This is a genomic window from Bacillus cereus group sp. MG1 (assembly GCF_040460035.1).
In the GTDB taxonomy this organism is placed as follows: domain Bacteria; phylum Bacillota; class Bacilli; order Bacillales; family Bacillaceae_G; genus Bacillus_A; species Bacillus_A cereus.
In genome coordinates this window covers 4,028,937-4,052,316 of the sequence record NZ_JARVGY010000001.1, presented here as the reverse complement: position 1 = coordinate 4,052,316, position 23,380 = coordinate 4,028,937, and the positions used below count along the sequence as shown (strand labels likewise).

Genomic DNA, 23,380 nt, shown 5'->3' with positions numbered 1-23,380 from the left:
AATACTGAAATAGAATTCTCAGCTCGTCAGTACCAATATTTCATTCCTTTCGTAAAAAAATAACAACCTACTTGTAAATAGGTTGTTACCGTTACATAGAAAATTATAAAGTCTATGTTTTATTTTGTCGAAGGCAAAGGCTTATTCAGCTACTTTATCTTCACTTGGTACGTAGCTTAATGCTTCTGCATCGATTTCTTCTAATGCTTTACCTACACATTTATGAGAAACAGGTTTTTCTACAACACAGTTATTAGCAAGTTGCATTTCACGCGCGCGTTTTGCAGCTACTGTTACTAATGTGTACTTAGAATCGATTTTTTGTAGTAATGAGTCAATTGATGGATTTAACATAATTATAGACCCTCCGTCATTTCTTTATAATATTTTGCTACCCTTTCGCGGCGGCAATGTTCGCCAACCACAATTGCTTTAATTCTATCACAAGCTAATTCAACTTGATCGTTTTCTACTACATAGTCGTAAGCGTCCATCATCTCGATTTCTTCTTTCGCTACAGTTAAACGATTTTCAATAACATCTTCAGTCTCTGTACCACGTCCGACAATACGGCTCTTTAGTTCAGATAAACTTGGAGGTGCTAAGAAAATAAATACACCTTCTGGGAAAGCTTTCTTAACTTGAATTGCTCCTTGCACTTCAATTTCTAAGAATACATCTTTTCCTTCTTGTAATGTTTTTTCAACATAGTCAATCGGTGTTCCGTAATAATTACCTACGAACTCAGCCCACTCAAGTAATTTTTCATTACGAATCATTTCCTCGAATTCTTCTCTTTCTTTAAAGAAATAATCCACACCATCTACTTCACCTTCACGCGGCTTACGTGTCGTTACTGAAATAGAGTACTGAAAACGTGTATCCTCATGGCTAAACAGCTCTTTACGAACCGTCCCTTTTCCAACCCCAGAAGGCCCTGAAAGAACGATGAGCAATCCTCTTCTACTTCTCATAAATATGTAAAACCTACCCTTCCTCACTTAAATCTTCTTTATTATTCAAACGATGTGCAATCGTCTCTGGTTGAATTGGACTTAATACAACATGCCCATCATCCATAACAATAACCGCCCTTGTTTTTCTCCCATACGTAGCATCAAGCAAAGCATTATGTTCGCGTGCTTCCTGTACTGTTCGTTTAATAGGAGCTGACTCCGGACTTACAATAGCAATAATTCGATGAGCAGATACAATATTTCCGTATCCAATATTTAAAAACCGCATGGCCATAGTTTGCGCCTCCTAGTAAGTCTATCCGATTTCTCCACCACGTATAACTTTATATATTTTTTGAAAGCTACTCAATATTTTGTACTTGTTCACGAATTTTTTCAAGGTTATTTTTCATTTCTACAACATATTTTGAAATTGTTAAGTCATTTGCCTTAGAACCAATCGTATTAATTTCTCTATGCATCTCTTGCACGATGAAATCCATTTTCCTTCCAACAGGCTCTTCAATCTGCAATGTTTCACGAAATTGCTCTAAATGACTTTGCAAACGAACTAACTCTTCATGAATATCACAACGCTCTGCAAAGATTGCGACTTCTGTTAGCAATCTTTGTTCATCTAGATCTTGATTATGTAATTCTTTTAAGCGATTTTCTAATCGTTCACGATATTTTTGTGTAACAATTGGTGCATGTGGAATAATTGCATTTACACAATTGCTAATCTCTTGTAAACGATACGCTATATCTTTATGTAATCGTTCTCCTTCGCCATCTCTCATCGTTTTCAACATATGAGCAGCTTGACGAACAGCCTCATATAAACTGTTCTCAAAATGCTCATTTACATTTTCTATTTCTTCAATTGCTGTTACTTCTGGCATTGCCATTAATTGCTGAAGTGTAATAGAATCTTGTAATTGAAATTTCCCTTTTATATCTTCCATCATCGATTGGTACTGCTCAAGAAGTGACCAATTCACACTTAATTTTCTTTCAACAAGTCCTTCCCCCGCTATACTAATAGACACTTCAATGCGTCCACGTCGAACTTGCTGTGCAATTATTTTACGAATGTAGAGTAGGAAGCGAGCGCCTTGTCATATTGCTATGATAGGTTTCTCAAAACCCCTCACCGAACCGTACGTACTCCTCTCAGAGTATACGGCTCTCCATCAATTGCTTGTCAAAGTTATTTTTTTCTGTTTTTCGCTATAAGTTCTACTCTCATATCATAGTGAATTTCATTATGGCAATCCTCACATACGGCTAATGTTTTGCGTCTACGGGCAATCATTAATTTTTGCCATTTGGCTTTGCCTTTCTCAACATCTTTCATTTTTCGGACATGGTGCATTACTAAGTTAGAATCGGTTTTACCACAATGTTCACATTTGTTGGCTGACAACCTATCCATAAGACTAGTTGTTGACATATGAACTCTTGAGGCTAACAAGTTGTCGATGTTATTTTCTTGTGTTTTCATCTTAGTTATATCAACCGTTCTAAATCCTTCCCTGTAGAAAGAATGAGAGTGTTGTTTGCCTTTTTTATCTTTGTAATTGACTATGAATACACCGTTTTTGCAATATTTCCCCTTAATTTTTCCGATTGAGCTTTTATATTTATTGGCGAATGTTTTATACATGCTGTATTCTAGAACGTAACTGAATTTTTGGAGTACCGTTGAATTAACTGCATATTTGTAGTAGTTGTACATCCCTCTGATCTGTAATACATAATTATGTAGTATTTCCAAATCATCTAGGTGTGCCATTTCCGGTCTATGCTTTGGTTTCCAAGTTTCTTTCCCATTCACATACTTCATTTCTAAAACATTCAGGGCAAGTAATTTATTTCGCCATGTTTCATGGGGGATTTCAAGTCTTACTTTTAGATTGTGATGTCTTCTTTTTGCACCTTTCACCGAGTATTTGGTAAATAACTCGTTTCTAGTGATATTGACGTTGTACCCAAGAAATGTTGCTTTCTTGCTAGAGTGGGTGATAAGTGTTTTTTCTTCTGATAAAGTTAATTTTAATTCTTCATTGAGAAATTGAGCTATATCAGATTTAATGGCTTTGGCATCATCTTTACTGCCGATTATCATTACAATAAAGTCATCAGCATATCTAACATATTTTAGTGACTTAAATTTATCCGACATTGGATTGTAGTAGGGACGTTGTCCCCTTTCCTTAACCCATTCGTTGACTTGCTCGATTAATTCCTGAGCTTCATTGTGTTTACCTTGTTCTCTTAGTAAGTCTGCTTTCTTACGCCCTCTTTTTATTTTGAGGTGTAAGTATTGATATCTTTTATCAACTTCTCTGTCTTTTGGTTGACCTTTTCCGAACTTTTCAGCGTATTTTTCCATGTATATATCTAGTTCGTTTAGATATATGTTGGCAAGAAGAGGACTGAGAATCCCTCCTTGTGGTGTTCCACTGAATGTTTTGTGGAATTGCCAATCCTCCATGTACCCAGCTCTTAGGAACTTCCATATTAATCCGATGAGTGTTTCGTCATTGATACGTTTTCTTAGTAGGTTAATTAGGATATGGTGGTCGATATTGTCAAAGAAACCTTGAATATCACCTTCAATAAACCATTTAGTTCCATTACCACTCTTTTTAATTTGTTTCAAAGCTGTATGACAACCCCTATTTTTCCTGAATCCATGTGAGTTCTCAGAGAAGTTTGGTTCATAAATTGCTTCTAAGATATACTTTATTACTAATTGGACAAGTTTATCGTCAAATGTCGGTACCCCAAGAGGACGTTTTTTCTTACTCCCTTTTTTATCAATATATACTCGCTTAACAGGAGTAGGTTTATAGTTACCATTTTTAATGTTGTTGATGATTTTAGATACTCTATTTTTTGAGAAGCCATCAACAGTTTTATTTATGGTTCCTCTGGTCATATTACCTGGATTGGCATATATTTCTTGATAACCTTTATAGTAGAATTCTGGATTATAAAGATTTCTATATAATCTTTTGAACTTATAGTTTTCTTTAATAGTATTCTTCGACAAGGTGTTCAATACATAAACTGGATTTCTCATCAGCATCTCGCTTCCTTCCTGTTTATTATCATCATGAACTAATTGACTACCTTCCTTCGCCATCCTGATTTCACAACCATGACCTAACGTAATTTGTCATACGTTAGTGTGATAGGCTTTCCCTATCTCTGACTACTACGAAGGCTCCGTTACCATATGGAATATTCAAGAGCCACATTTCTTGGTTTTTACCTTGAAATCATCCTCTATAGCCATAAATGGCGCTTCCACTTAGGTAATCCCCATTTAGTACCTTGTAAATAGTTTGTAGTAATGTCGGTTGGGACTTTCAATCTTTACTAATGTACTTTAGTTGGTTCTCTAGTGTGAAACACACCTCTCTCCACAAAAAATAGATGAGCTGAACTAGAGACATATCGTTTCAATGTCTATTTCGATATGGTCGTCGATAAGACCCCTTGATTTATCCTTCACGCAGTTTAGCATTCAACCTTGTTTACCACGGTACACCTAGAAATTCAGTCGCACTCATGACATTAGAGTGACTTATCCCGTTGCAGCCATGCTACACTCCCCGCTCACTTTCGATTACGGATAAGGCTACCGGTGTCGGGTTGTTATCTTGTTTCACTTCACCCGCTGATTTACTAAATCAGAGTTTACAAGGCCCTTATGGGCGCACTTTGTCCTCAAATACCATCATTTGCTTAGGAAGTCGAATACTCATCTCTAAAAAACGGTGGTTCACCGATTTCATTTCTACTGTAATTTGAAAAGTATCACTTTCTACTTTCGATCTTCCAAACCCTGTCATACTAGAAATCATTTTTATCACATCCAAGCCATAAAATAACTCAATGAAAAAGGTAATAGAGACAAGGCTCTACTACCTTCTGTAAATTATATCACATTTTCATAACATTGACTATTTCAAGTTTAATCCCTTCTTATATAATATCGGCTTTTTCTTCTTAGCCTTTTTCCCTGTTAATAAAGAACCTACTAGTAAGAAAGTCGGAATTGATGACAAACCTCCAATTAATAACCAATCTCTTGCTTGTATCGGCATTGTGCTAAAGATTGGTTGTAACGGTGGATAATATATAACCACTAGCATGAGTAGTAACGAAATAATAACCGCCCCTACTAAATACACGTTCCCAAATGGATTACGGTGAAAGACAGAATGCTCACTACGACAATCAAATACATGAATAAGCTGAGCAAGTACCAACGTCGCGAACGCTACAGTTTGTGCATATTTCAGTTCATTTGGATGTTGGTTATACGCAATAATAAACGCCACTAACGTCACTGCTCCAATTAAAAACCCTCGACTTATTATTTTCCACGCAAGCCCTCTAGCGAATACCCCTTCTTTCGGGTGACGCGGTGTTCTCTTCATCACATCTCCTTCAGCCTTATCCAAACCTAATGCCATCGCTGGTAAACCATCAGTAACTAAGTTCACCCATAAAATTTGAATAGGAACCATCGGCAGTGGTAATGCAAGTAACATCGCAAATAACATAACTAAAATTTCTCCAACATTTGACGCCAATAAGTAGCGAATGAACTTACGTATGTTCTCATATATATTTCTTCCTTCTTTAATTGCTGATTTAATTGTAGCAAAATTATCGTCTAGTAAAACAAGTGAAGAGGCTTCTTTCGCAACATCTGTCCCTGTAATTCCCATCGCTATCCCAATATCCGCTGTTTTTATCGCTGGAGCATCGTTCACTCCATCACCTGTCATCGCTACTATATGTCCTTGATTTTGCAGTGCCTTAACAATTTTCAATTTATGCTCAGGTGATACACGAGCGAATACATACGTATCTTCTACAACATTTTCTAATTCCTCCACATCCATATTCGCGAGTTCTACTCCTTCAACAACGCGTCCATCTGGTGGTAAAACTCCTAATTGTTCAGCAATCGCCATTGCTGTCACTTTATGATCACCTGTAATCATTACTGTTCGAATACCAGCTTCTTTACACTCTTTTACCGCCTGCGCCACTTCTGGCCTTGGCGGGTCAATCATACCTTGTATTCCAACCAACATAAAATCTTTTTCAACGTCTCTTTCATGTTCAATAGAATCCGTGACTTTTAAAGGTTTAAACGCAACTGCAATTGTTCGAAGCGCTTGACTACCTAAGCTATGAATAGCCGCCTGTACTTCTTTTCTATATAGCTCACTTAACGGCTGCTGCTTATCCCCCCATAAGATTGTTTGACTCAGTTGCAAAAGAACATCCGGTGCTCCTTTCGTAACAATAAACTTTTTCCCCTCTCGATCTCGTACAATAACACTCATCATTTTTCGAGTTGAATCAAAGGGGAATTCACGAATAATTTCAAATTTCCCTTTTAATGCCTCACGTGTTATCCCAGCTTTCATTGCTGCAGCTACAAGCGCTCCCTCTGTCGGATCTCCATCTAATACGTACGCCTTTTTCTTTTGAATAATATTTGCATTGTTACATAGTGAACCAAATGTAAGTAGCTGATAAAGTGATTTTGTCTTAGCTGGATTCACTTCTTTTTCACCTTTCATAAAAGAGCCATTAGGTTCATATCCTTGCCCTGTCACTTTCCACAATTCTCCGCCTGACCACATATGTGTTACCATCATTTTGTTTTGCGTCATTGTTCCCGTTTTATCAGAGCATATAACAGAAGCGCAGCCTAACGTTTCTACGGCCGGTAACTTCCTTACAATTGCTCTCTTTTTTATCATACGCTGTACACCAAGTGATAAAGCTACTGTAACAATTGCTGGCAATCCTTCTGGAATAGCCGCAACAGCTAGCGATACGCCAGCTAAAAACATATGATATACTTCATTCCCTTGATACACACCAGCCAATACAACGAGCGCTGTCAAAATAAGAGCTACAATAATTAATATTTTTCCGAGCTGTTCTAACCTTCTTTGCAGTGGCGTTTCCATTTGCTCTGCATTTTGCAACATATTTGCAATTTGCCCCATCGCTGTATTCATACCAGTTGCTACAACAACTCCTGTACCAGATCCTCGCGTAATCATTGTCCCCATAAAAGCCATATTTTTTTGATCCCCAATTGCAACATCTTGCCCTTGCAATGCTTCTACCTTCTTTTGTACAGGTACGGACTCCCCTGTCAAAGCAGACTCTTCAATATATAAACTTGATGCCTCAACAAGACGCACATCAGCCCCAATACGATCACCACTGGAAAACTTAATAATATCTCCTAAAACAAGTGCTTTAGATGGTGCTTTTACCCACTTTCCATTCCGCATTACAGTAACTTGTGGAGCGGCTAGTTCCTTTAAAGCTTCCAATGATTTTTCAGCTTTTCTTTCTTGAAAAAAGCCGAGAATACCATTGATAATAACAATGGCAACAATAGCAATAGAATCAATGTATTCACCTAAAAACGCAGAAACAATTGTTGCTCCAAACAAAACGAGTACCATGAAATCTTTAAACTGTGCTAAAAATACCATTAGTGCAGAAGGCCTTTTTGCTTCTTCTAATTCATTAGTACCAAATTTCTTTACTCGCCCTTCTGCTTCTTTCTCTGTAAGTCCAACCTTTACATTCGTATTCGTTCTTTCTTCCACTTCATGTGCTCGCATTCCATACCAGTTCATCCTGCTATCGACCTCCTGATTCCAGACATACTCTATTGAAAGCTTATTCAGCCTCGTCCAAAAAAATGCTATAATTAACATTTAGTTAGAAAGGAGTGTTCATTTATGGCATTCGATGGATTATTTACAAGAGCGATTACACATGAAATTGAAAATTCTCTTTACACAGGAAGAATTTCCAAAATATATCAACCTTCAAAATACGAGATTTTATTACATATTCGAGCGAATGGAAAGAACCAAAAACTAATTCTTTCATCTCATCCTACATATGCGCGTATGCACTTAACGAATCAAAACTACGATTCGCCAGCAATACCGCCGATGTTCTGTATGCTTCTTCGCAAACATTTAGAAGGTGGATTTATTGAAAAAATTGAACAAATCGACTTAGAACGCATTATTCAAATTACAGTTCGCAGTCGTAATGAAATCGGAGACGAATCATTAAAAACATTAGTAATTGAAATAATGGGACGACATAGTAACATTATCTTATTAGATACGAAAACAAACGTGATTTTAGATAGCTTAAAACACGTTTCATTAGCCGTAAACCGTCACCGAACTGTATATGCTGGTGCTGAGTACGTCGCGCCACCAGCCCAACATAAAATCAATCCTCTGCAAATTGAAACCGCAGATGATTTTATTAGACCGCTAGACTTTCTATCTGGAAATATGGATAAACAACTCGTCGGTGCTTTCATGGGAATATCCCCATTATTTGCAAAAGAAGTAGTAAAGAAAGCCGGTATGGCAAACGAGAAAGCATTATCAGAAGCATTTTTCTCTATACAAACACCATTACTATCTCATGCATATACACCTACAATGATTACTGCAAATGGAAAAGAATTCTTTTATCTTTTCCCTCTTACACACTTGCAAGGAGAAGAAAAAACATTCTCATCAGTGAGCGAATTGTTAGATCGTTTCTTCTTTGGCAAAGCAGAACGTGATCGTGTAAAACAACAAGCTCATGATTTAGAACGCTTTATGCAAAACGAAAAAAATAAAAACGAGAAAAAACTCATTAAACTCGAAAAAACACTGCAAGATGCTGGAAAAGCAGATAAATATCAACTATTTGGAGAGCTACTTACAGCCAATATGTACGCTTTAAAAAAGGGCGATAAAGATATTGAGGTCGTTAATTATTACGATGAGAATGGTGGAACTGTAAAAATTACATTAGATCCTTTAAAAACACCATCTGAAAATGCACAACGCTATTTCCAAAAGTATCAAAAAGCAAAAAATTCAGTTGTTGTTGTAGAAGAACAAATCGAAAAAACAAATGAAGAAATTCTTTATTTTGATAGCTTACTTCAACAAATGGAAGCTGCTTCTTCAAAAGATATTGAAGAAATTCGTGAGGAATTAGCTGAAGAAGGTTATGTGCGCAATCGCAAAACGAAAAACGCAAAGAAAAAGCCTACTAAACCAGTATTAGATAAATATGTAGCAAGTGATGGCACAGAGATTTTCGTTGGTAAAAACAATAAACAAAATGATTATTTAACAACGAAGTTTGCCCGCCGTGATGAAATTTGGTTACATACGAAAGACATACCTGGCTCTCACGTTGTCATTCGTTCTTTAGAGCCTGCTGAAGAAACTTTACTAGAAGCTGCCAAAATTGCTGCCTATTACAGCAAAGCGAAAGAGTCTAGCTCTGTACCTGTTGATTTCACCAAAATACGCCATGTCAAAAAACCGAGTGGTGCAAAACTTGGTTTTGTTACGTACGACAATCAGCAAACCGTATATGTAACACCAGATGCTGATATTGTAATGAAATTAAAAGCGTAAATAAAAAATGCGTTGCTTGTATGCAGCGCATTTTTTATATGTTTTCAATTTCGTTGCTATATTCATTCAATATTGTCAAAAAAATTGACAGTATCATTTCACATTTGTATAAAATTTTTTACAGCATGTAAATAAAGTACAAGTGTAACTCCAATCATTATTTTTCCCCATCCCCCTGCTATTCATTGAAGCAATCTAGATTTTATGAACAAACCGCCTCCCACAAATTACGGGCTATTTTTTTATCTCCCCTAAAATATATGTTGTCCCTACTATCCTTTCTTCAAATATACATTTTGGCACGCTATTTGCTTTATTCAATACTGTGAATAGGAGGAATTAACATGACTTTAAAAATTAATAAAATCCAAAATCAATTACAAAACTATGAAATTGACGGGTTACTTATTACCAAAAAAGAAAACCGCCAATATGCAACAGGCTTTACAGGTAGTGCTGGCGTCGTCTTAATCTCTGCCGATCAAGCTGTTTTTATCACTGATTTCCGCTATGTAGATCAAGCGAAATCACAAATAAAAGATGCTGAAATTATTATGCATAAAGGAAATTTAGAAAAAGAAATTGCACATCAAGTATCGAAATTAAACATTCAAAAACTTGGAATTGAAGAAAACAACATGACATTGCAACAATATAAAAACTTGCAAAAATACGTACAGGCGGAAATGATTCAAGTGTGCGAAATTATCGAAAATATTCGTATCATTAAAGACACGCCTGAAATAGAAACAATGAAAATTGCAGCTAATATCGCGGACGAAGCATTTCACCACATTCTTACGTTTCTAAAACCAGGAATAAGTGAAAATGCTGTACGAGATGAATTAGAATTTTTCATGCGAAAAAAAGGGGCTACATCTTCTTCATTCCAAATCATTGTAGCCTCAGGCGTTCGTTCTTCACTTCCCCATGGAGTTGCATCAAATAAAATAATCGAACGAGGGGATATCGTTACATTAGACTTCGGTGCACTTTACGACGGATATTGTTCCGATATAACACGTACTGTAGCAATAGGGGAACCATCGGAAGAATTCAAAAAAATATACAATGTTGTACGAGAAGCGTTAAAACGTGGGACTGAAGCGATTAAGCCTGGAGAAACTGCGAAAAGTATCGATGATATAACGAGGGATTACATTACAGAACATGGATACGGTCAATACTTTGGCCACTCTACTGGGCACGGTCTTGGGTTAGAAATACATGAACCGCTTCGCCTATCCCAAGAAAGTAAGGTAACTTTACAAGAAGGTATGGTTGTTACAGTTGAGCCGGGCATTTACATACCGAACTGGGGCGGTTGTAGAATTGAAGACGATATCGTCATTACAAAAGAAGGCTATGAAGTTATTACAAAATCAAATCGGGAACTAATTGTTATTCCTTGTTGAAATCATAGAAAAAAATGCCACCGAATAAGGTGGCATTTTCTTTTATTCATTAACGAATAACTTTTCGTTTACTTTTTTAACGATTACCACTACCGACATTAATATACATATTAAATACAGCATTTTCGCAATAAATAACCACCCTTGAAACATTACAATTCCATCTATTATCTCATTTCCTTTCAATAGAAAAAACGGAATTGTGCTAATAATAATGACAAACTCGATACTGAAAACAAATTTCTTTTTTCGGCTATATGCTTTCCATTCATTCCAACGATACATAGATGCAAAAATCAATACTCCTATACATAATATAGCTGGTACCCAGTCACTGTTAAGGAATTGTCCTGAAATAACTGATAATAGTAAACAAACGAGCACACCATAATATCCTATTTTCTCTCTCATTCGTACTCCCCCATTCTACTTCTCCTTTAATACGTAACTTGCTATGCTTATAATAATTCTTAGAAAAATAACAGCTATAATTACAATATAAAGACCTTTTGCAGACGACATCCATTCTTGAAAAATAGACGTTTTCTCTATTTGTTTCTGCCCTTCTATTAAAATAAACCCTACGAAAAATGAGCAAACAACAATGACACCTATCATAATTCCGATACTTTTCTTACTATATTGTTTCATATCATCCCAGTTATATAACAGTATAAAAACAAAGCCGAAAACAGGTATGATACTGATCCATTCATTGTTTGTAAACAAATTTAAAGTGATTAATAGACTACAAGATATGGTAAATCCCCAAAACCCAATTTTTTTGCGCATAAGTTCTCCTTAAATTCCATTTTTAGGATTATTTGTATTGTAACATCCATTTATCTTTCTTACCATTACAGTACATGAAATTTCATTTTTTCTTTTTCCTATACTCACATACTTTCACTGCTTTCATACAATACACTACACGAATGCCTAAAGGATGTGAATGTTATGGGAGTTGAATTAACGCTATTACACGCTCTCTACATTATTTGTTTACTCACTATTATTACCTTTTTTATTCTCCGAAAAGATACGACTATCATTTGTATCGTTTTTATCTTTTTATTAGCATTAACTGCAACAAGTTCTATCCCTCTTGCCATTAGCGGAATTTTTCAAAGTTTCATTTACGCCATTACTGAGCTATTACCAACTATATTAATCATCTCCATTATCGTATCAATGAGCAATTTACTCGTTCATACTGGCATAAATGATACGATGATTTCACCATTTACAAAAATGATTCGTACACCTACACTCGCCTACTGGATTATCGGCCTTTTAATGATGACCATTTCTTTCTTCTTTTGGCCTTCTCCAGCTGTCGCCTTAATGGGAGCTATTTTATTACCGGTTGCTGTACGTGTCGGCCTTCCTCCAATTGGGGTTGCAATTGCTATGAACTTATTTGGACACGGCATCGCCTTATCTGGAGACTTCGTTATTCAAGGTGCACCGAAATTAACTGCAGACGCGGCTGGTCTCCCTGTTTCCAGCATCGTATCTGCAAGTGTTCCACTCGTTATCGTTATGGGCATTGTGACAACTTCTGTCGCTTTTTTCTTCTTACGAAAAGAGTTTCATACAGGCTTATCTATACAAGAAGCTATTCCATCAACTGAGTCTTCTAAAACGCTCACTTCATTATCTTCTCGCATAAAAAAATGGCTCGCTATTTGTATCCCTATCATATATATCATTGATATCCTTTGCATGATTCAATTTAAATTACAAGGAAGCGACGCAACTGCACTTATCGGCGGAACGACTGTTATTATGATTATCATCATTTCCCTCATCGCCTACAAAGGAAATGGACTGAATAAAACGACCGATTATTTCATAGAAGGGCTCCAATTTGGCTTTAAAATTTTCGGACCAGTTATTCCTATCGCTGCACTCTTTTATTTAGGAGATAGTGGATTTGTAAAAATTATCGGGGACTATTTACCGAAAGGTTCACACGGAATCATTAACGACTTAGGCATCGCTTTATCTCAAACTGTTCCTTTAAATCAATATGTATCGGCAGGGACATTAACCATCGTTGGTGTCATTACCGGCTTAGATGGATCAGGTTTTTCAGGTATATCACTTGCTGGTTCCATTGCCAATCTTTTTGGAACAGCACTTGGCCATGGAACAGCTACATTAACAGCACTCGGGCAAATTGCAGCTATATGGACCGGGGGCGGGACGTTAATTCCTTGGGCACTTATTCCTGCTGCTGCGATTTGTAAAGTCGATCCATTTGAACTTGCACGCCGAAACTTTTTACCGGTTGTTATCGGTTTAATTGTCACCACGATCGTTGCGATGTTTATCCTATAACGTAAGCAAGTGTTCTCTTGCTTACGTTTTTTGCTTGTAAAATTCATCATGAATTATCAGTTTTCAAGAGGGATTCGTTATTACTTAGCGAAATTATATTAGGAGAGTAATTATTTCAAAACGTTTACGAGAAACAGATTACTGCAATTAGAAAAGGGGACATACCTATGAATGAATTGATTTTCGTCTTATTAATTTGTCCATTACTTATCTTTATCGTTTCTGTTATTGGAACGCGCAAGACGAAAACGTATTACGTAATGCCGATTGTAACGTTTGCTAGTTTTTTAATAATAGGTGTTATCGCCTTTACTCCAAAATTTTTCTTTTGGGTTGGCATGTACAGCATCTTCTCATTTATTGTTTCTTATATGACTTTATTGTTTTTAAGAGGATATGAGCTTGCAGAAAGCGCTAAGTAGTTAAGGAGATTGTAATATGATTTTCTTTGATATTGATGGAACTTTACTTGAAGTTTTAACAATGATATAAAAAACGACCGCGTTCCCCCGCGGTCGTCTTTTTTCGTGTTACGCTGTGATCCAAGCTTCGTTAGCTGGATTTTTACGCCACTCTTGTAATTTCTTCGTTTCAGCTTGTCCAATCATACCTTTTTCTGCTGCAACTTCAGTTAATGTACTGTAATCACTTAAAGAATATGATGCTACGTTAGCTGCTTCTAGTTTTTCTTTTCCTGCTTCAAGCTCGTATGTGAAGATTGATACGATCCCTAATACTTCACATCCAGCTTCGCGAAGTGCTTCTACACATGTAATTGCACTACCGCCAGTTGAAATTAAGTCTTCTACTACTACGACTTTTTGACCTTTTTCAGCTTTTCCTTCGATTTGGTTCCCTTTACCGTGACCTTTTGCTTTACTACGTACGTAGCACATTGGTAAATCCATACGATCGCTTACCCATGCAGCGTGCGCAATACCAGCAGTTGCAGTTCCTGCAATAATTTCTACAGTTGGGAAGTGCTCTTTAATTAACTCTTCTAATCCAGCTGCAATCGCTTGACGTACTTTTGGATAAGATAAAGTTAAACGGTTATCACAATAAATTGGCGATTTCATACCTGAAGACCAAGTGAATGGATCATTCGGTTGTAAAAATACTGCTCCAATTTCTAATAAATGCGATGCGATTTCTTTTTTCATACTGTTACACCTTCCCACTGTTGTTTTACTGTTTTATACGCTTCAAGCGGATTTTCTGCTTTTGTAATACTACGTCCAACTACAATGTAGCTTGAGCCAAGTTCCCTCGCACGTTTCGGTGTCGCTACGCGCACTTGGTCATTTACATCATCGCTTGCAAGACGAATCCCCGGTGTTACCGTTACAAATTCATTTCCGCATACTTCACGTAATTTTGGAACTTCAAGTGTTGAACAAACAACGCCATCAAGTCCACTTTCTTTCGTTAGTTTTGCATAATGAGCAACCGCTTCTTCTAACGTTTTCTCAATGCCGATCTCTTTTTTCATCATAGCTTCCGAAGTGCTTGTTAGTTGTGTAACTGCAATACAAATCGGTCTCTCTTTTCCTTCTTGCTTACCTTCCTCTAATCCCTCAATCGCAGCTTTCATCATACTGCTTCCCCCAGCAGCATGAACATTTACCATATCAACATCTAGACTAGCTAGGCTACGCATAGCGCTTTTTACCGTATTTGGAATATCATGAAGTTTTAAATCTAGAAAGATCTTATGCCCTTTTTCTTTTAAGTACGTAATAATCGCAGGGCCTTCTTTGTAAAATAACTCCATACCAACTTTGACAAATAACTCTTCCCCTTCAAAGTGGCGCAAGAATTGTTCTACATCTTGTTTCCCTGGAAAATCTAATGCAACGATTAACGACTGTGACATGTTTGCTTCCAGCTCCTTCCTTGACATTCCGAAATGTGATCAAATCCTAATTCATCTAGTAATGCTGGTAACTCTTCAATAATTGTCGGACATACGAACGGATCAATAAAGTTCGCTGTACCTACTGCAACTGCGCTTGCGCCAGCATAGAAGAATTCAATTACATCTTCCGCTGTCTCAATACCACCCATTCCGATAATCGGAATGTTTACCGCTTGGCTTACTTCATGTACCATACGAATTGCTACTGGCTTAATCGCAGGACCTGATAATCCACCTGTACAGTTTGCTAAAATTGGTTTAGCTGTTTTTAAATCTAGACGCATACCAAGCAATGTATTAATCATCGTTAAACCATCTGCACCTGCATTTTCAATCGCTTTTGCAATTTCCACAATGTTTGCCACGTTCGGTGACAACTTCACGTATACAGGTACTTCAGAAACCTCTTTTACTCGCTTCGTTAAATCAGCAGCAATTTCAGGATTTGTACCAAAGGCGATACCACCTGTTTTTACGTTCGGACAAGAAATATTTAATTCTAGTGCATGGACATTAGGCGCTTTAGAAATTTCCTTCGCAACCGCTACGTAATCCTCAGCTTGTGAGCCTGCAACGTTCGCAATAATTGGAAGGTCAAATTGTTCTAACCATGGTAATTCCGAATTCATTACTTTGTCTAATCCCGGGTTTTGAAGTCCGATTGCATTTAGCATGCCGCCTGGTGTTTCAGCAACACGAGGCGTCGGATTTCCATAACGTGGTTGTTCTGTCGTCGCTTTAATCATGATTGATCCTAGTACACTTAAATCGTAAAACTGTGCATATTCACGACCAAACCCAAAGCATCCAGATGCCGGTATAATTGGATTTTTTAATGATAATCCTGGTAATTCAACTTGCAATCTGTTCATAGTACAACCTCCCCGATTGGAAATACTGGTCCGTCGCTACACACCTTCTTGTAAGAATGTCCACTTGGATCTTCTTGTAAGTGGCATACACATGCGAAACAAGCTCCAATACCACAGCCCATACGTTCTTCTAATGAAATATAGGCTTTTTTCTCTTTGTAACGTCCTTCTAATGCACGAAGCATCGCTAACGGACCACATGAATAAAGAATATCAAAGTCAATTCCGTAATTATCAATTACATCTGTGACAAATCCTTTTGTACCGTGTGTACCGTCTACTGTTGCAACGTACGTATCACCAAGTTCTGCAAATTTTTCTTCATAGAAAACTACATCTTTCGTTTGAAAGCCTAAGATGTGAATAACACGTACACCTTTTGCAACGAGGCGCTGTGATAATTCATAAAGTGGTGGTACACCAATTCCCCCGCCTACTAGTAAAGCTGTTTGACCAGCTTCTGCTTCTTCTACAGGAAAACCGTGTCCTAATGGTCCTAGTACATCTACCATTTCACCTTGTTTTCTAGTTGCTAATGTTTTTGTCCCTTGTCCTTCGGCACGATATAGCATTGTAAATTCGTTCTTCTCTTGATCTACATTACAAATACTAATTGGGCGGCGCAGAAGGGGCGCAATGCCCTCTGCTACCTTAATGTGTACAAACTGCCCTGGTTCGTTCATTTGCTGTACTAACGTTCCTTGAAGCACTAATTCGTAAATATTTTTTGCGATTTCTTTTTGATTAACGACGATCATATTTTGCTTTTGCATCATGCATGTACCACCTCGTGACGCTTTGTTTGCGTAATTTCTTTCATTGAATGAGCTGAGAATGTCATAGATTCTAATACTCGTAAGATTGCTCTCGTTGTATCAAGTGATGTTAAGCAAGCCACACCATTTTCTACTGATTCACGGCGAATGCGGAAACCATCACGCGCTGGTTGTTTACCTTTTGTTAATGTGTTAATTACAAACTGTGCTTTTCCTTGACGGATAATATCTAGTAAGTTGTAGTCTTCAGAATCAATTTTGTTTACAACTTGTACTGGGATATTTTGCTCTTCTAATGATTGTGCTGTTCCAGCTGTTGCTAATAAGTTATAGCCGATTTCGTGGAAACGTTTTGCAATTTCCATCGCTTCTTCTTTATCTTTATCAGCTACAGTAATGATTACTGAGCCGTGCGTTGGGATGTTAATTCCAGAAGCAACTAATCCTTTATATAATGCTTTTTCAAGCGTTAAGTCTTTACCCATTACTTCCCCTGTTGATTTCATTTCAGGTCCTAATGTTGTATCAACTGAGCGTAGTTTCGCGAATGAGAATACCGGAGCTTTTACATATACTTCTTTCTCTTCTGGGTGATAGCCAGTTCCGTATCCTTGCTCTACTAGGTCTTGCCCTAAAATAACTTTCGTTGCAACATTCGCCATCGGTACGCCTGTAATTTTACTTAAGAACGGTACTGTACGGCTTGCACGTGGATTTACTTCAATTACGTACACTTGATCTTTGAATACTACAAACTGGATATTTAGTAATCCAACAATGTTTAATCCTTTTCCAAGTGCAATTGTATGTTCAATGATTTGTTCTTTTAGTTTTTCAGATAAACTTTGTGGTGGATATACTCCAATTGAGTCACCAGAGTGAACTCCAGCGCGTTCAATATGTTCCATAATACCTGGAATGAATACATTCTCACCATCCGAAATTGCATCTACTTCAATTTCTTTACCAACCATGTAACGGTCGATTAATACTGGGTGATCTGCATGAACTTTAACTGCATTTTTCATGTAGTGCAGCAGTTCTTCTTGACGATATACGATTTCCATTGCACGTCCACCTAGTACGTAAGATGGTCTTACTAATACTGGGTAACCAATTTCTTCTGCGATTGCTACCGCTTGTTCTACAGTCGTTGCTGTTTTACCAACTGGTTGCGGGATGCCAAGTTTTGTTAAAGCAGCTTCGAATTTATCACGATCTTCTGCACGGTCTAAGTCTTCAAGTGATGTTCCTAAAATTTTCACACCGTGTTCTTCTAGTTTCGCTGCTAAGTTAATTGCCGTTTGTCCACCGAACTGAACGATAACACCTTCTGGTTTTTCTAAATCGATAATGTGCATTACATCTTCAATCGTTAATGGTTCAAAGTATAATTTGTCAGAAATACTGAAGTCTGTTGAAACTGTTTCTGGGTTGTTGTTAATGATAATTGCTTCATATCCAGCTTCTTTAATTGCCCATACTGAGTGAACTGTTGCGTAATCAAACTCAACACCTTGACCAATTCGGATCGGACCAGATCCTAGAACTACTACACTCTTACGATCTGTTACAATCGATTCATTTTCGTCCGCATATGTGCTGTAGTAATATGGCGTTGCAGATTCAAACTCTGCCGCACAAGTATCTACCATTTTGAATACTGGCATCATATTATTTTCTTTACGCATATCGTAAATTTCACGCTCCGTTTTGTTCCAAGCTGCTGCAATGTAGTGATCGCTGAAGCCCATTTCTTTTGCAGTTTGTAGTACTTCTATATTTCCTACATTCGCTTTTACTTCACATTCCATATTTACGATGTTTTCAACTTTTTGTAAGAAGAAGAAGTCCATTTCACACCATTCATTGATTTCTTCTTTCGTTACACCTTGGCGAATTGCTTCTGCTACAATAAACAGTCGTTCATCATCCGCTTTAATGATACGTTTTTTCATCGTTTCTTTATCAAGTTCTTTTAAGTGGTCTAATTCTAAGTGATAAATGCCAAGCTCTAAAGAACGAACTGCTTTTAGTAATGATTCTTCTAAGTTACGTCCGATTGACATAACTTCACCAGTTGCTTTCATTTGTGTTCCAAGCGTTCTGTTCGCTGATTCAAACTTATCAAACGGCCAACGTGGAATTTTTGAAACAACATAGTCTAACGCTGGCTCGAAGCAAGCGTAAGTTTTTTGTGTTACTGGGTTTACAATTTCATCTAACGTTAAGCCGACTGCAATTTTTGCTGCTAATTTCGCAATTGGATATCCAGTTGCTTTAGATGCTAGTGCAGATGAACGACTTACACGTGGATTTACTTCGATTACATAGTATTGGAAGCTATATGGATCAAGCGCAAGCTGAACGTTACATCCACCTTCAATTCCTAGTGCACGAATAATTCGTAATGAAGTGTTACGTAACATTTGATATTCACGGTCGCTTAGCGTTTGGCTCGGTGCTACTACAATCGAATCACCTGTGTGAACACCAACTGGATCGATGTTTTCCATGTTACATACTACAATCGCGTTATCATTTGAATCACGCATTACTTCATATTCAATTTCCTTACAGCCAGCAATACTTTTCTCTAATAAACATTGTGTTACTGGACTATGTTTTAAACCACTTGTTACGATTTCAATTAGCTCTTCTTCGTTATGGCAAATTCCCCCGCCCGTTCCTCCTAATGTGAACGCTGGTCGAACGATTACTGGATAACCAATTTCATTTACAAATCCATATGCTTCATCAAGGTTATGAATAATTTCACTTGGTGGTGTTGGTTCATTTAAATCTTGCATTAATGTACGGAATAAATCACGATCTTCCGCTTGCTCGATTGCTGATAATTTTGTTCCTAAAATTTCAACTCCGCACTCGTCAAGTACGCCTGATTTTGCAAGTTCAACAGCCATGTTTAAACCTGTTTGACCACCTAATGTTGGTAGGATTGCATCAGGACGTTCTTTACGAATAATACGGCTTACGAATTCTAATGTTAATGGCTCGATGTATACTTTATCTGCTGTTGCAGTATCCGTCATAATTGTTGCTGGGTTAGAGTTAACAAGGATTACTTTGTAACCTTCCTCTTTAAGAGATTGACAAGCTTGTGTACCAGAGTAGTCAAACTCCGCTGCTTGCCCAATTACAATTGGTCCTGATCCGATTACTAAAATTGTGTTAATGTCTAGGCGTTTTGGCATAACTCTTCCCCTTCTTTCTTGAAGTTTTCAATCATTGTTAAGAAATCTTCGAATAAATCATTTGCATCTTCTGGTCCCGCTGAAGCTTCTGGATGGTATTGTACTGTAAATGCTGGGAACTTCTTATGACGAAGACCTTCTACCGTTCCATCGTTTAAAGCAACATGTGTAATTTCAAGATCTGTATTTTCAACTGATTCTTCTTCTACTGCGTATCCGTGATTTTGAGATGTAATTGCTACTTTTCCAGTTGCAAGATTTTTTACTGGATGGTTTAAACCACGGTGACCAAATTTCAACTTACTTGTATTTGCACCTGATGCTAGAGCGAACAATTGATGTCCTAGGCAAATTCCGAATAAAGGAACTTTACCGATAATGTCTTTTAACATTTCAATTGCTTCTGATACATCTTTCGGATCTCCAGGTCCATTACTTAACATAATTCCATCTGGGCTAAGGCGTAAAATTTCTTCTGCTGTTGTGTTGTAAGGAACTACAATTACATCACAGTCACGCTTATTTAATTCTCGTAAAATACCATGTTTCATACCGAAGTCTACTAGTACAACTCGGTGACCACGACCTGGGCTTGGGTATGGATCTTTCGTTGATACGCGTTTTACATGATCTGTAAATACTGTCGCTTTTAATTGACTTACAATGTACTCTACATCTGCATCCATATTACAAAGGCGTCCGCGTAATGTACCGTATTGACGAATTTTTCTCGTTAATTTTCTCGTATCAATCCCTGCTAATCCTGGGATATTTCTTTCTTTCAAGTAATCATTTAACGAAATTTCATTACGGAAGTTTGATGGATGATCACAAATTTCGTTTACGATTAAACCATTTACAGATGGGTGAATGGATTCAAAATCGTCACGGTTAATGCCGTAGTTTCCGATTAATGGGTACGTGAATGTTACGATTTGACCGCAATATGATGGATCAGATAATGTTTCTTGATATCCAGTCATTCCTGTTGTAAATACAACCTCACCTGACTTTTCGATTTCGCCTCCGAAACCTGTTCCAATTAATACTGTTCCATCTTCTAAGATAAGTTGTCTTTTCATACTAATGCACTCTCCTTTTGCCATGCGATCTTACCACCAACGATTGTCATTACCGGCCATCCTTGGCATTTCCAACCTGCGAATGGTGTATTTTTTCCTTTTGATAAGAATGTTGTTGGGTCAATCTCTTCTTCTTGTTCTAAATCAATGATTGTAATATCAGCTGCTCTACCTTCTTTTAGGCGACCTGCTTCTAAGCCGAATGTATCAGCTGGCTTTTCTGTTAAGAATTGAATTAACTGTTCTAGCGTAATAACTCCCTTTTTCACAAGGTTTGTGTATAGAAGCGGGAATGCTGTTTCAAAACCAGTAATTCCAAACGGTGCTCTTTCAATTCCTTGTGCTTTCTCTTCCGCTGTATGCGGTGCATGGTCAGTTGCAATCATATCGATCGTTCCATCTAATAAACCTTCAATTAATGCTGCATGGTCTTCTTTTCCACGAAGCGGTGGGTTCATTTTAAAGTTAGGATCAGCTGATGGGATATCATCTTCACATAACACTAGGTGATGCGGTGTTACTTCTGCTGTTACTTTAATTCCAGCGCGTTTCGCATCACGGATTACACGTACCGAACCTTTCGTACTTACATGACATACGTGATAGTGGCAATCTGCTGCTTCAGCAAGCAGTATATCCCTTGCAATATGTACAGATTCACATACTGATGGGATACCGTTTAATGCGTGTTTCTCAGAAAACTTCCCTTCATGTACACAACCTTTATTAATAAGCGTATTCTCTTCACAGTGCGCAACTACTGCCATATCTAATTTTGCTGCACGTTTCATAGCCGCTAACATCATGCTCGCATCTTGTACGCCTACGCCGTCATCTGTGAAAGCAAATGCTCCAAGTTCTTTTAATGTTTCGAAATCTGTCATTTCAGAACCAGCTTGACGTACTGTAATTGCTCCGTATGGTAGTACGTTAACATGAGCTTTTTCTTCAATACGTTTTTGCAAGTCTTCCATATGTTCTCTGCAATCTGGTACCGGGCGTGTATTTGGCATTGCGCAAATTGTAGTGAATCCACCTTTTGCCGCTGCTAGTGTACCTGTTTCAATTGTTTCTTTATGTTCACCACCTGGTTCACGAAGATGTACGTGTACATCTACTAATCCAGGTGCGATTAACTTTCCGTTCACATCGATTACTTCAGCATTATCTGCCGTAATATTTTCTGCTACCTTAGCGATTTTACCGTCTTGTACGAGAAGATCCGTTGCTACGATTTTTCCTTCTTCATTCATATAACGACCATTTTTAAACAAATAATTCATGTTTCATTCCTCCTAATACATTTGGTAAGGCGCGTTTTAGTACAGCCATTCTTACGTAAACTCCATTTTCCATTTGTTTAAATATGCGTGAACGCTCACACTCAACAAGTTCACTTGCAATTTCAACATCACGGTTTACAGGAGCTGGATGCATAATAATGCTTCCTTCTTTCATACGCTTTTCTCTTTCTACTGTTAATCCGTGTTTCTCATGATATTCTTTCATAATGTCTGTTTCATAATGATCATGACGCTCATGTTGTACACGTAGTAACATCATTACATCAACTTCTGGAACAAGTTCATCTAATGGTTTGTATGTTCCAAATGTGTTGTCTTCATCTTTCCACTCTTCTGGACTTGCAAAGTAAATTGTTGCACCAAGCTTCGTTAATGCTTCTGCATTAGAACGTGCTACTCGGCTATGACGAACATCTCCTACTATTGCAATCTTCAAACCTTCAAATCTTCCAAACTCTTGTTTAATTGTAAGAAGATCGAGTAGGCACTGCGTTGGGTGGTTTCCGCATCCATCTCCAGCGTTTAAGATTGGAATATTCACCTGATCTTTTAGTTCATCGAAGTAGCGATCTTGCTCGTGGCGGATGACCACTGCTTTTGTTCCGATTGATTCTAGTGTTCTTATCGTATCGTATAAAGTTTCTCCTTTTTGTACGCTAGATGCATCAGCTGAAAAGTTTAAAACATCAAGTCCTAATCTCTTCTCAGCAACTTCAAAGCTAAATCTCGTTCTCGTACTATTCTCAAAGAACAAGTTCGCAACAAAAGTTTGCTCTGTCGTTTTGCTCTCTTTTCCATTCGCAAAATCTTCTGCATCTTTTAGGATTTCTGAAATTTCTACTTCCGATAATTCACTCATCGTTAACAAATGGCTCATCGTCATCCCTCATCTTTCTGATTTTTATGTTACCACTTTTGAATTTTTATAACAACCTTTGCATAAAAATACCCTAGTCATGTGAGACTAGGGTGCAAGAAAGAAGCCA

General features: G+C 37.5%; 19 protein-coding genes and 2 pseudogenes. 4 read left to right on the top strand and 17 right to left on the bottom strand.

What is annotated here, in order from left to right:
* Positions 1–141 precede the first annotated feature (141 nt).
* From rpoZ to QCI79_RS21420, 7 genes and pseudogenes are all read right to left on the bottom strand, one after another.
* The gene (gene rpoZ / locus QCI79_RS21450; protein ID WP_000933960.1) at positions 142–354 is read right to left on the bottom strand and encodes a DNA-directed RNA polymerase subunit omega; all 213 of its coding nucleotides are present in this window, start codon (positions 352–354) and stop codon (positions 142–144) included.
* Positions 355–356: 2 nt separating this feature from the next.
* A complete protein-coding gene (gmk, locus tag QCI79_RS21445; RefSeq protein ID WP_001257741.1) occupies positions 357–974 on the bottom strand; it encodes a guanylate kinase in 618 nt (205 codons plus the stop codon).
* Positions 975–987: 13 nt separating this feature from the next.
* Positions 988–1,251, bottom strand: a complete 264-nt coding sequence (gene remA / locus QCI79_RS21440) for an extracellular matrix/biofilm regulator RemA (RefSeq protein WP_001251456.1) — start codon at positions 1,249–1,251, stop codon at positions 988–990.
* A gap of 67 nt (positions 1,252–1,318) precedes the next feature.
* A pseudogene (locus QCI79_RS21435) lies at positions 1,319–2,050 on the bottom strand (YicC/YloC family endoribonuclease); the annotation flags it as partial.
* Between the two features lie 116 nt (positions 2,051–2,166).
* Positions 2,167–4,044, bottom strand: coding sequence for a reverse transcriptase domain-containing protein (locus QCI79_RS21430; protein WP_031310562.1), 1,878 nt, complete (start codon positions 4,042–4,044; stop codon positions 2,167–2,169).
* 637 nt (positions 4,045–4,681) lie between these two features.
* Positions 4,682–4,831, bottom strand: a pseudogene (locus tag QCI79_RS21425) (YicC/YloC family endoribonuclease); the annotation flags it as partial.
* Between the two features lie 99 nt (positions 4,832–4,930).
* Positions 4,931–7,654, bottom strand: coding sequence for a calcium-translocating P-type ATPase, SERCA-type (locus tag QCI79_RS21420; RefSeq protein ID WP_001104775.1), 2,724 nt, complete (start codon positions 7,652–7,654; stop codon positions 4,931–4,933).
* A 105-nt stretch (positions 7,655–7,759) separates the two neighbouring features.
* Here QCI79_RS21420 and QCI79_RS21415 point away from each other — a divergent pair, with 105 nt between their 5' ends.
* Positions 7,760–9,469 carry an Rqc2 family fibronectin-binding protein gene (locus tag QCI79_RS21415; RefSeq protein ID WP_000863279.1) on the top strand — a complete coding sequence of 570 codons (1,710 nt, stop codon included), beginning with the start codon at positions 7,760–7,762 and terminating at the stop codon, positions 9,467–9,469.
* 344 nt (positions 9,470–9,813) lie between these two features.
* Entirely contained in the window at positions 9,814–10,884 is a 1,071-nt protein-coding gene (locus QCI79_RS21410; RefSeq protein WP_000172803.1) for a M24 family metallopeptidase, read from the top strand.
* A 42-nt stretch (positions 10,885–10,926) separates the two neighbouring features.
* On the opposite strand, the gene QCI79_RS21405 is transcribed toward QCI79_RS21410, so the two are convergent.
* Positions 10,927–11,295 (bottom strand): YoqO family protein, encoded by a 369-nt coding sequence (locus QCI79_RS21405; protein ID WP_001208270.1) that lies wholly within the window; start codon positions 11,293–11,295, stop codon positions 10,927–10,929.
* Between the two features lie 15 nt (positions 11,296–11,310).
* Complete coding sequence (locus QCI79_RS21400) at positions 11,311–11,676, bottom strand: YoqO family protein (RefSeq protein WP_001227565.1); 366 nt, start codon at positions 11,674–11,676, stop codon at positions 11,311–11,313.
* A gap of 165 nt (positions 11,677–11,841) precedes the next feature.
* Here QCI79_RS21400 and QCI79_RS21395 point away from each other — a divergent pair, with 165 nt between their 5' ends.
* The gene (locus QCI79_RS21395) at positions 11,842–13,227 is read left to right on the top strand and encodes a hypothetical protein (protein WP_000537865.1); all 1,386 of its coding nucleotides are present in this window, start codon (positions 11,842–11,844) and stop codon (positions 13,225–13,227) included.
* Between the two features lie 167 nt (positions 13,228–13,394).
* Positions 13,395–13,649 carry a YbeF family protein gene (locus QCI79_RS21390; RefSeq protein WP_001003932.1) on the top strand — a complete coding sequence of 85 codons (255 nt, stop codon included), beginning with the start codon at positions 13,395–13,397 and terminating at the stop codon, positions 13,647–13,649.
* 108 nt (positions 13,650–13,757) lie between these two features.
* Here QCI79_RS21390 and pyrE read toward each other — a convergent pair whose 3' ends face one another.
* From pyrE to pyrB, 8 genes are read right to left on the bottom strand one after another with little or no spacing between them, the layout of a single operon-like run.
* Positions 13,758–14,390: an orotate phosphoribosyltransferase gene (gene pyrE, locus QCI79_RS21385; protein ID WP_000711441.1), complete on the bottom strand. Its 633-nt coding sequence runs from the start codon at positions 14,388–14,390 to the stop codon at positions 13,758–13,760.
* On the bottom strand, positions 14,387–15,103 hold the full coding sequence (gene pyrF, locus QCI79_RS21380) for an orotidine-5'-phosphate decarboxylase (RefSeq protein ID WP_000083496.1): 717 nt from the start codon (positions 15,101–15,103) through the stop codon (positions 14,387–14,389). Before pyrF ends, pyrE begins: the two co-directional genes overlap by 4 nt.
* A complete protein-coding gene (gene pyrD / locus QCI79_RS21375; RefSeq protein WP_001081048.1) occupies positions 15,088–16,017 on the bottom strand; it encodes a dihydroorotate oxidase B catalytic subunit in 930 nt (309 codons plus the stop codon). Before pyrD ends, pyrF begins: the two co-directional genes overlap by 16 nt.
* Positions 16,014–16,793, bottom strand: a complete 780-nt coding sequence (pyrK, locus tag QCI79_RS21370; protein ID WP_000983359.1) for a dihydroorotate oxidase B electron transfer subunit — start codon at positions 16,791–16,793, stop codon at positions 16,014–16,016. Before pyrK ends, pyrD begins: the two co-directional genes overlap by 4 nt.
* On the bottom strand, positions 16,790–20,008 hold the full coding sequence (carB, locus tag QCI79_RS21365; protein ID WP_001126096.1) for a carbamoyl-phosphate synthase large subunit: 3,219 nt from the start codon (positions 20,006–20,008) through the stop codon (positions 16,790–16,792). Before carB ends, pyrK begins: the two co-directional genes overlap by 4 nt.
* Entirely contained in the window at positions 19,993–21,090 is a 1,098-nt protein-coding gene (locus QCI79_RS21360) for a carbamoyl phosphate synthase small subunit (protein WP_000828684.1), read from the bottom strand. The genes carB and QCI79_RS21360 overlap by 16 nt, the downstream gene beginning before the upstream one ends.
* Positions 21,087–22,373: a dihydroorotase gene (pyrC, locus tag QCI79_RS21355; RefSeq protein WP_001108364.1), complete on the bottom strand. Its 1,287-nt coding sequence runs from the start codon at positions 22,371–22,373 to the stop codon at positions 21,087–21,089. Before pyrC ends, QCI79_RS21360 begins: the two co-directional genes overlap by 4 nt.
* A complete protein-coding gene (pyrB, locus tag QCI79_RS21350) occupies positions 22,357–23,271 on the bottom strand; it encodes an aspartate carbamoyltransferase (RefSeq protein WP_000018849.1) in 915 nt (304 codons plus the stop codon). Before pyrB ends, pyrC begins: the two co-directional genes overlap by 17 nt.
* Between the last annotated feature and the right edge of the window lie 109 nt (positions 23,272–23,380).

Coding starts and splice junctions, on each gene's coding strand:
- rpoZ (WP_000933960.1), bottom strand. CDS start 354: ATGTTAAATCCATCAATTGACTCATTACTACAAAAAATCGATTCTAAG.
- gmk (WP_001257741.1), bottom strand. CDS start 974: ATGAGAAGTAGAAGAGGATTGCTCATCGTTCTTTCAGGGCCTTCTGGG.
- remA (WP_001251456.1), bottom strand. CDS start 1,251: ATGGCCATGCGGTTTTTAAATATTGGATACGGAAATATTGTATCTGCT.
- QCI79_RS21430 (WP_031310562.1), bottom strand. CDS start 4,044: ATGAGAAATCCAGTTTATGTATTGAACACCTTGTCGAAGAATACTATT.
- QCI79_RS21420 (WP_001104775.1), bottom strand. CDS start 7,654: ATGAACTGGTATGGAATGCGAGCACATGAAGTGGAAGAAAGAACGAAT.
- QCI79_RS21415 (WP_000863279.1), top strand. CDS start 7,760: ATGGCATTCGATGGATTATTTACAAGAGCGATTACACATGAAATTGAA.
- QCI79_RS21410 (WP_000172803.1), top strand. CDS start 9,814: ATGACTTTAAAAATTAATAAAATCCAAAATCAATTACAAAACTATGAA.
- QCI79_RS21405 (WP_001208270.1), bottom strand. CDS start 11,295: ATGAGAGAGAAAATAGGATATTATGGTGTGCTCGTTTGTTTACTATTA.
- QCI79_RS21400 (WP_001227565.1), bottom strand. CDS start 11,676: ATGCGCAAAAAAATTGGGTTTTGGGGATTTACCATATCTTGTAGTCTA.
- QCI79_RS21395 (WP_000537865.1), top strand. CDS start 11,842: ATGGGAGTTGAATTAACGCTATTACACGCTCTCTACATTATTTGTTTA.
- QCI79_RS21390 (WP_001003932.1), top strand. CDS start 13,395: ATGAATGAATTGATTTTCGTCTTATTAATTTGTCCATTACTTATCTTT.
- pyrE (WP_000711441.1), bottom strand. CDS start 14,390: ATGAAAAAAGAAATCGCATCGCATTTATTAGAAATTGGAGCAGTATTT.
- pyrF (WP_000083496.1), bottom strand. CDS start 15,103: ATGTCACAGTCGTTAATCGTTGCATTAGATTTTCCAGGGAAACAAGAT.
- pyrD (WP_001081048.1), bottom strand. CDS start 16,017: ATGAACAGATTGCAAGTTGAATTACCAGGATTATCATTAAAAAATCCA.
- pyrK (WP_000983359.1), bottom strand. CDS start 16,793: ATGATGCAAAAGCAAAATATGATCGTCGTTAATCAAAAAGAAATCGCA.
- carB (WP_001126096.1), bottom strand. CDS start 20,008: ATGCCAAAACGCCTAGACATTAACACAATTTTAGTAATCGGATCAGGA.
- QCI79_RS21360 (WP_000828684.1), bottom strand. CDS start 21,090: ATGAAAAGACAACTTATCTTAGAAGATGGAACAGTATTAATTGGAACA.
- pyrC (WP_001108364.1), bottom strand. CDS start 22,373: ATGAATTATTTGTTTAAAAATGGTCGTTATATGAATGAAGAAGGAAAA.
- pyrB (WP_000018849.1), bottom strand. CDS start 23,271: ATGAGCCATTTGTTAACGATGAGTGAATTATCGGAAGTAGAAATTTCA.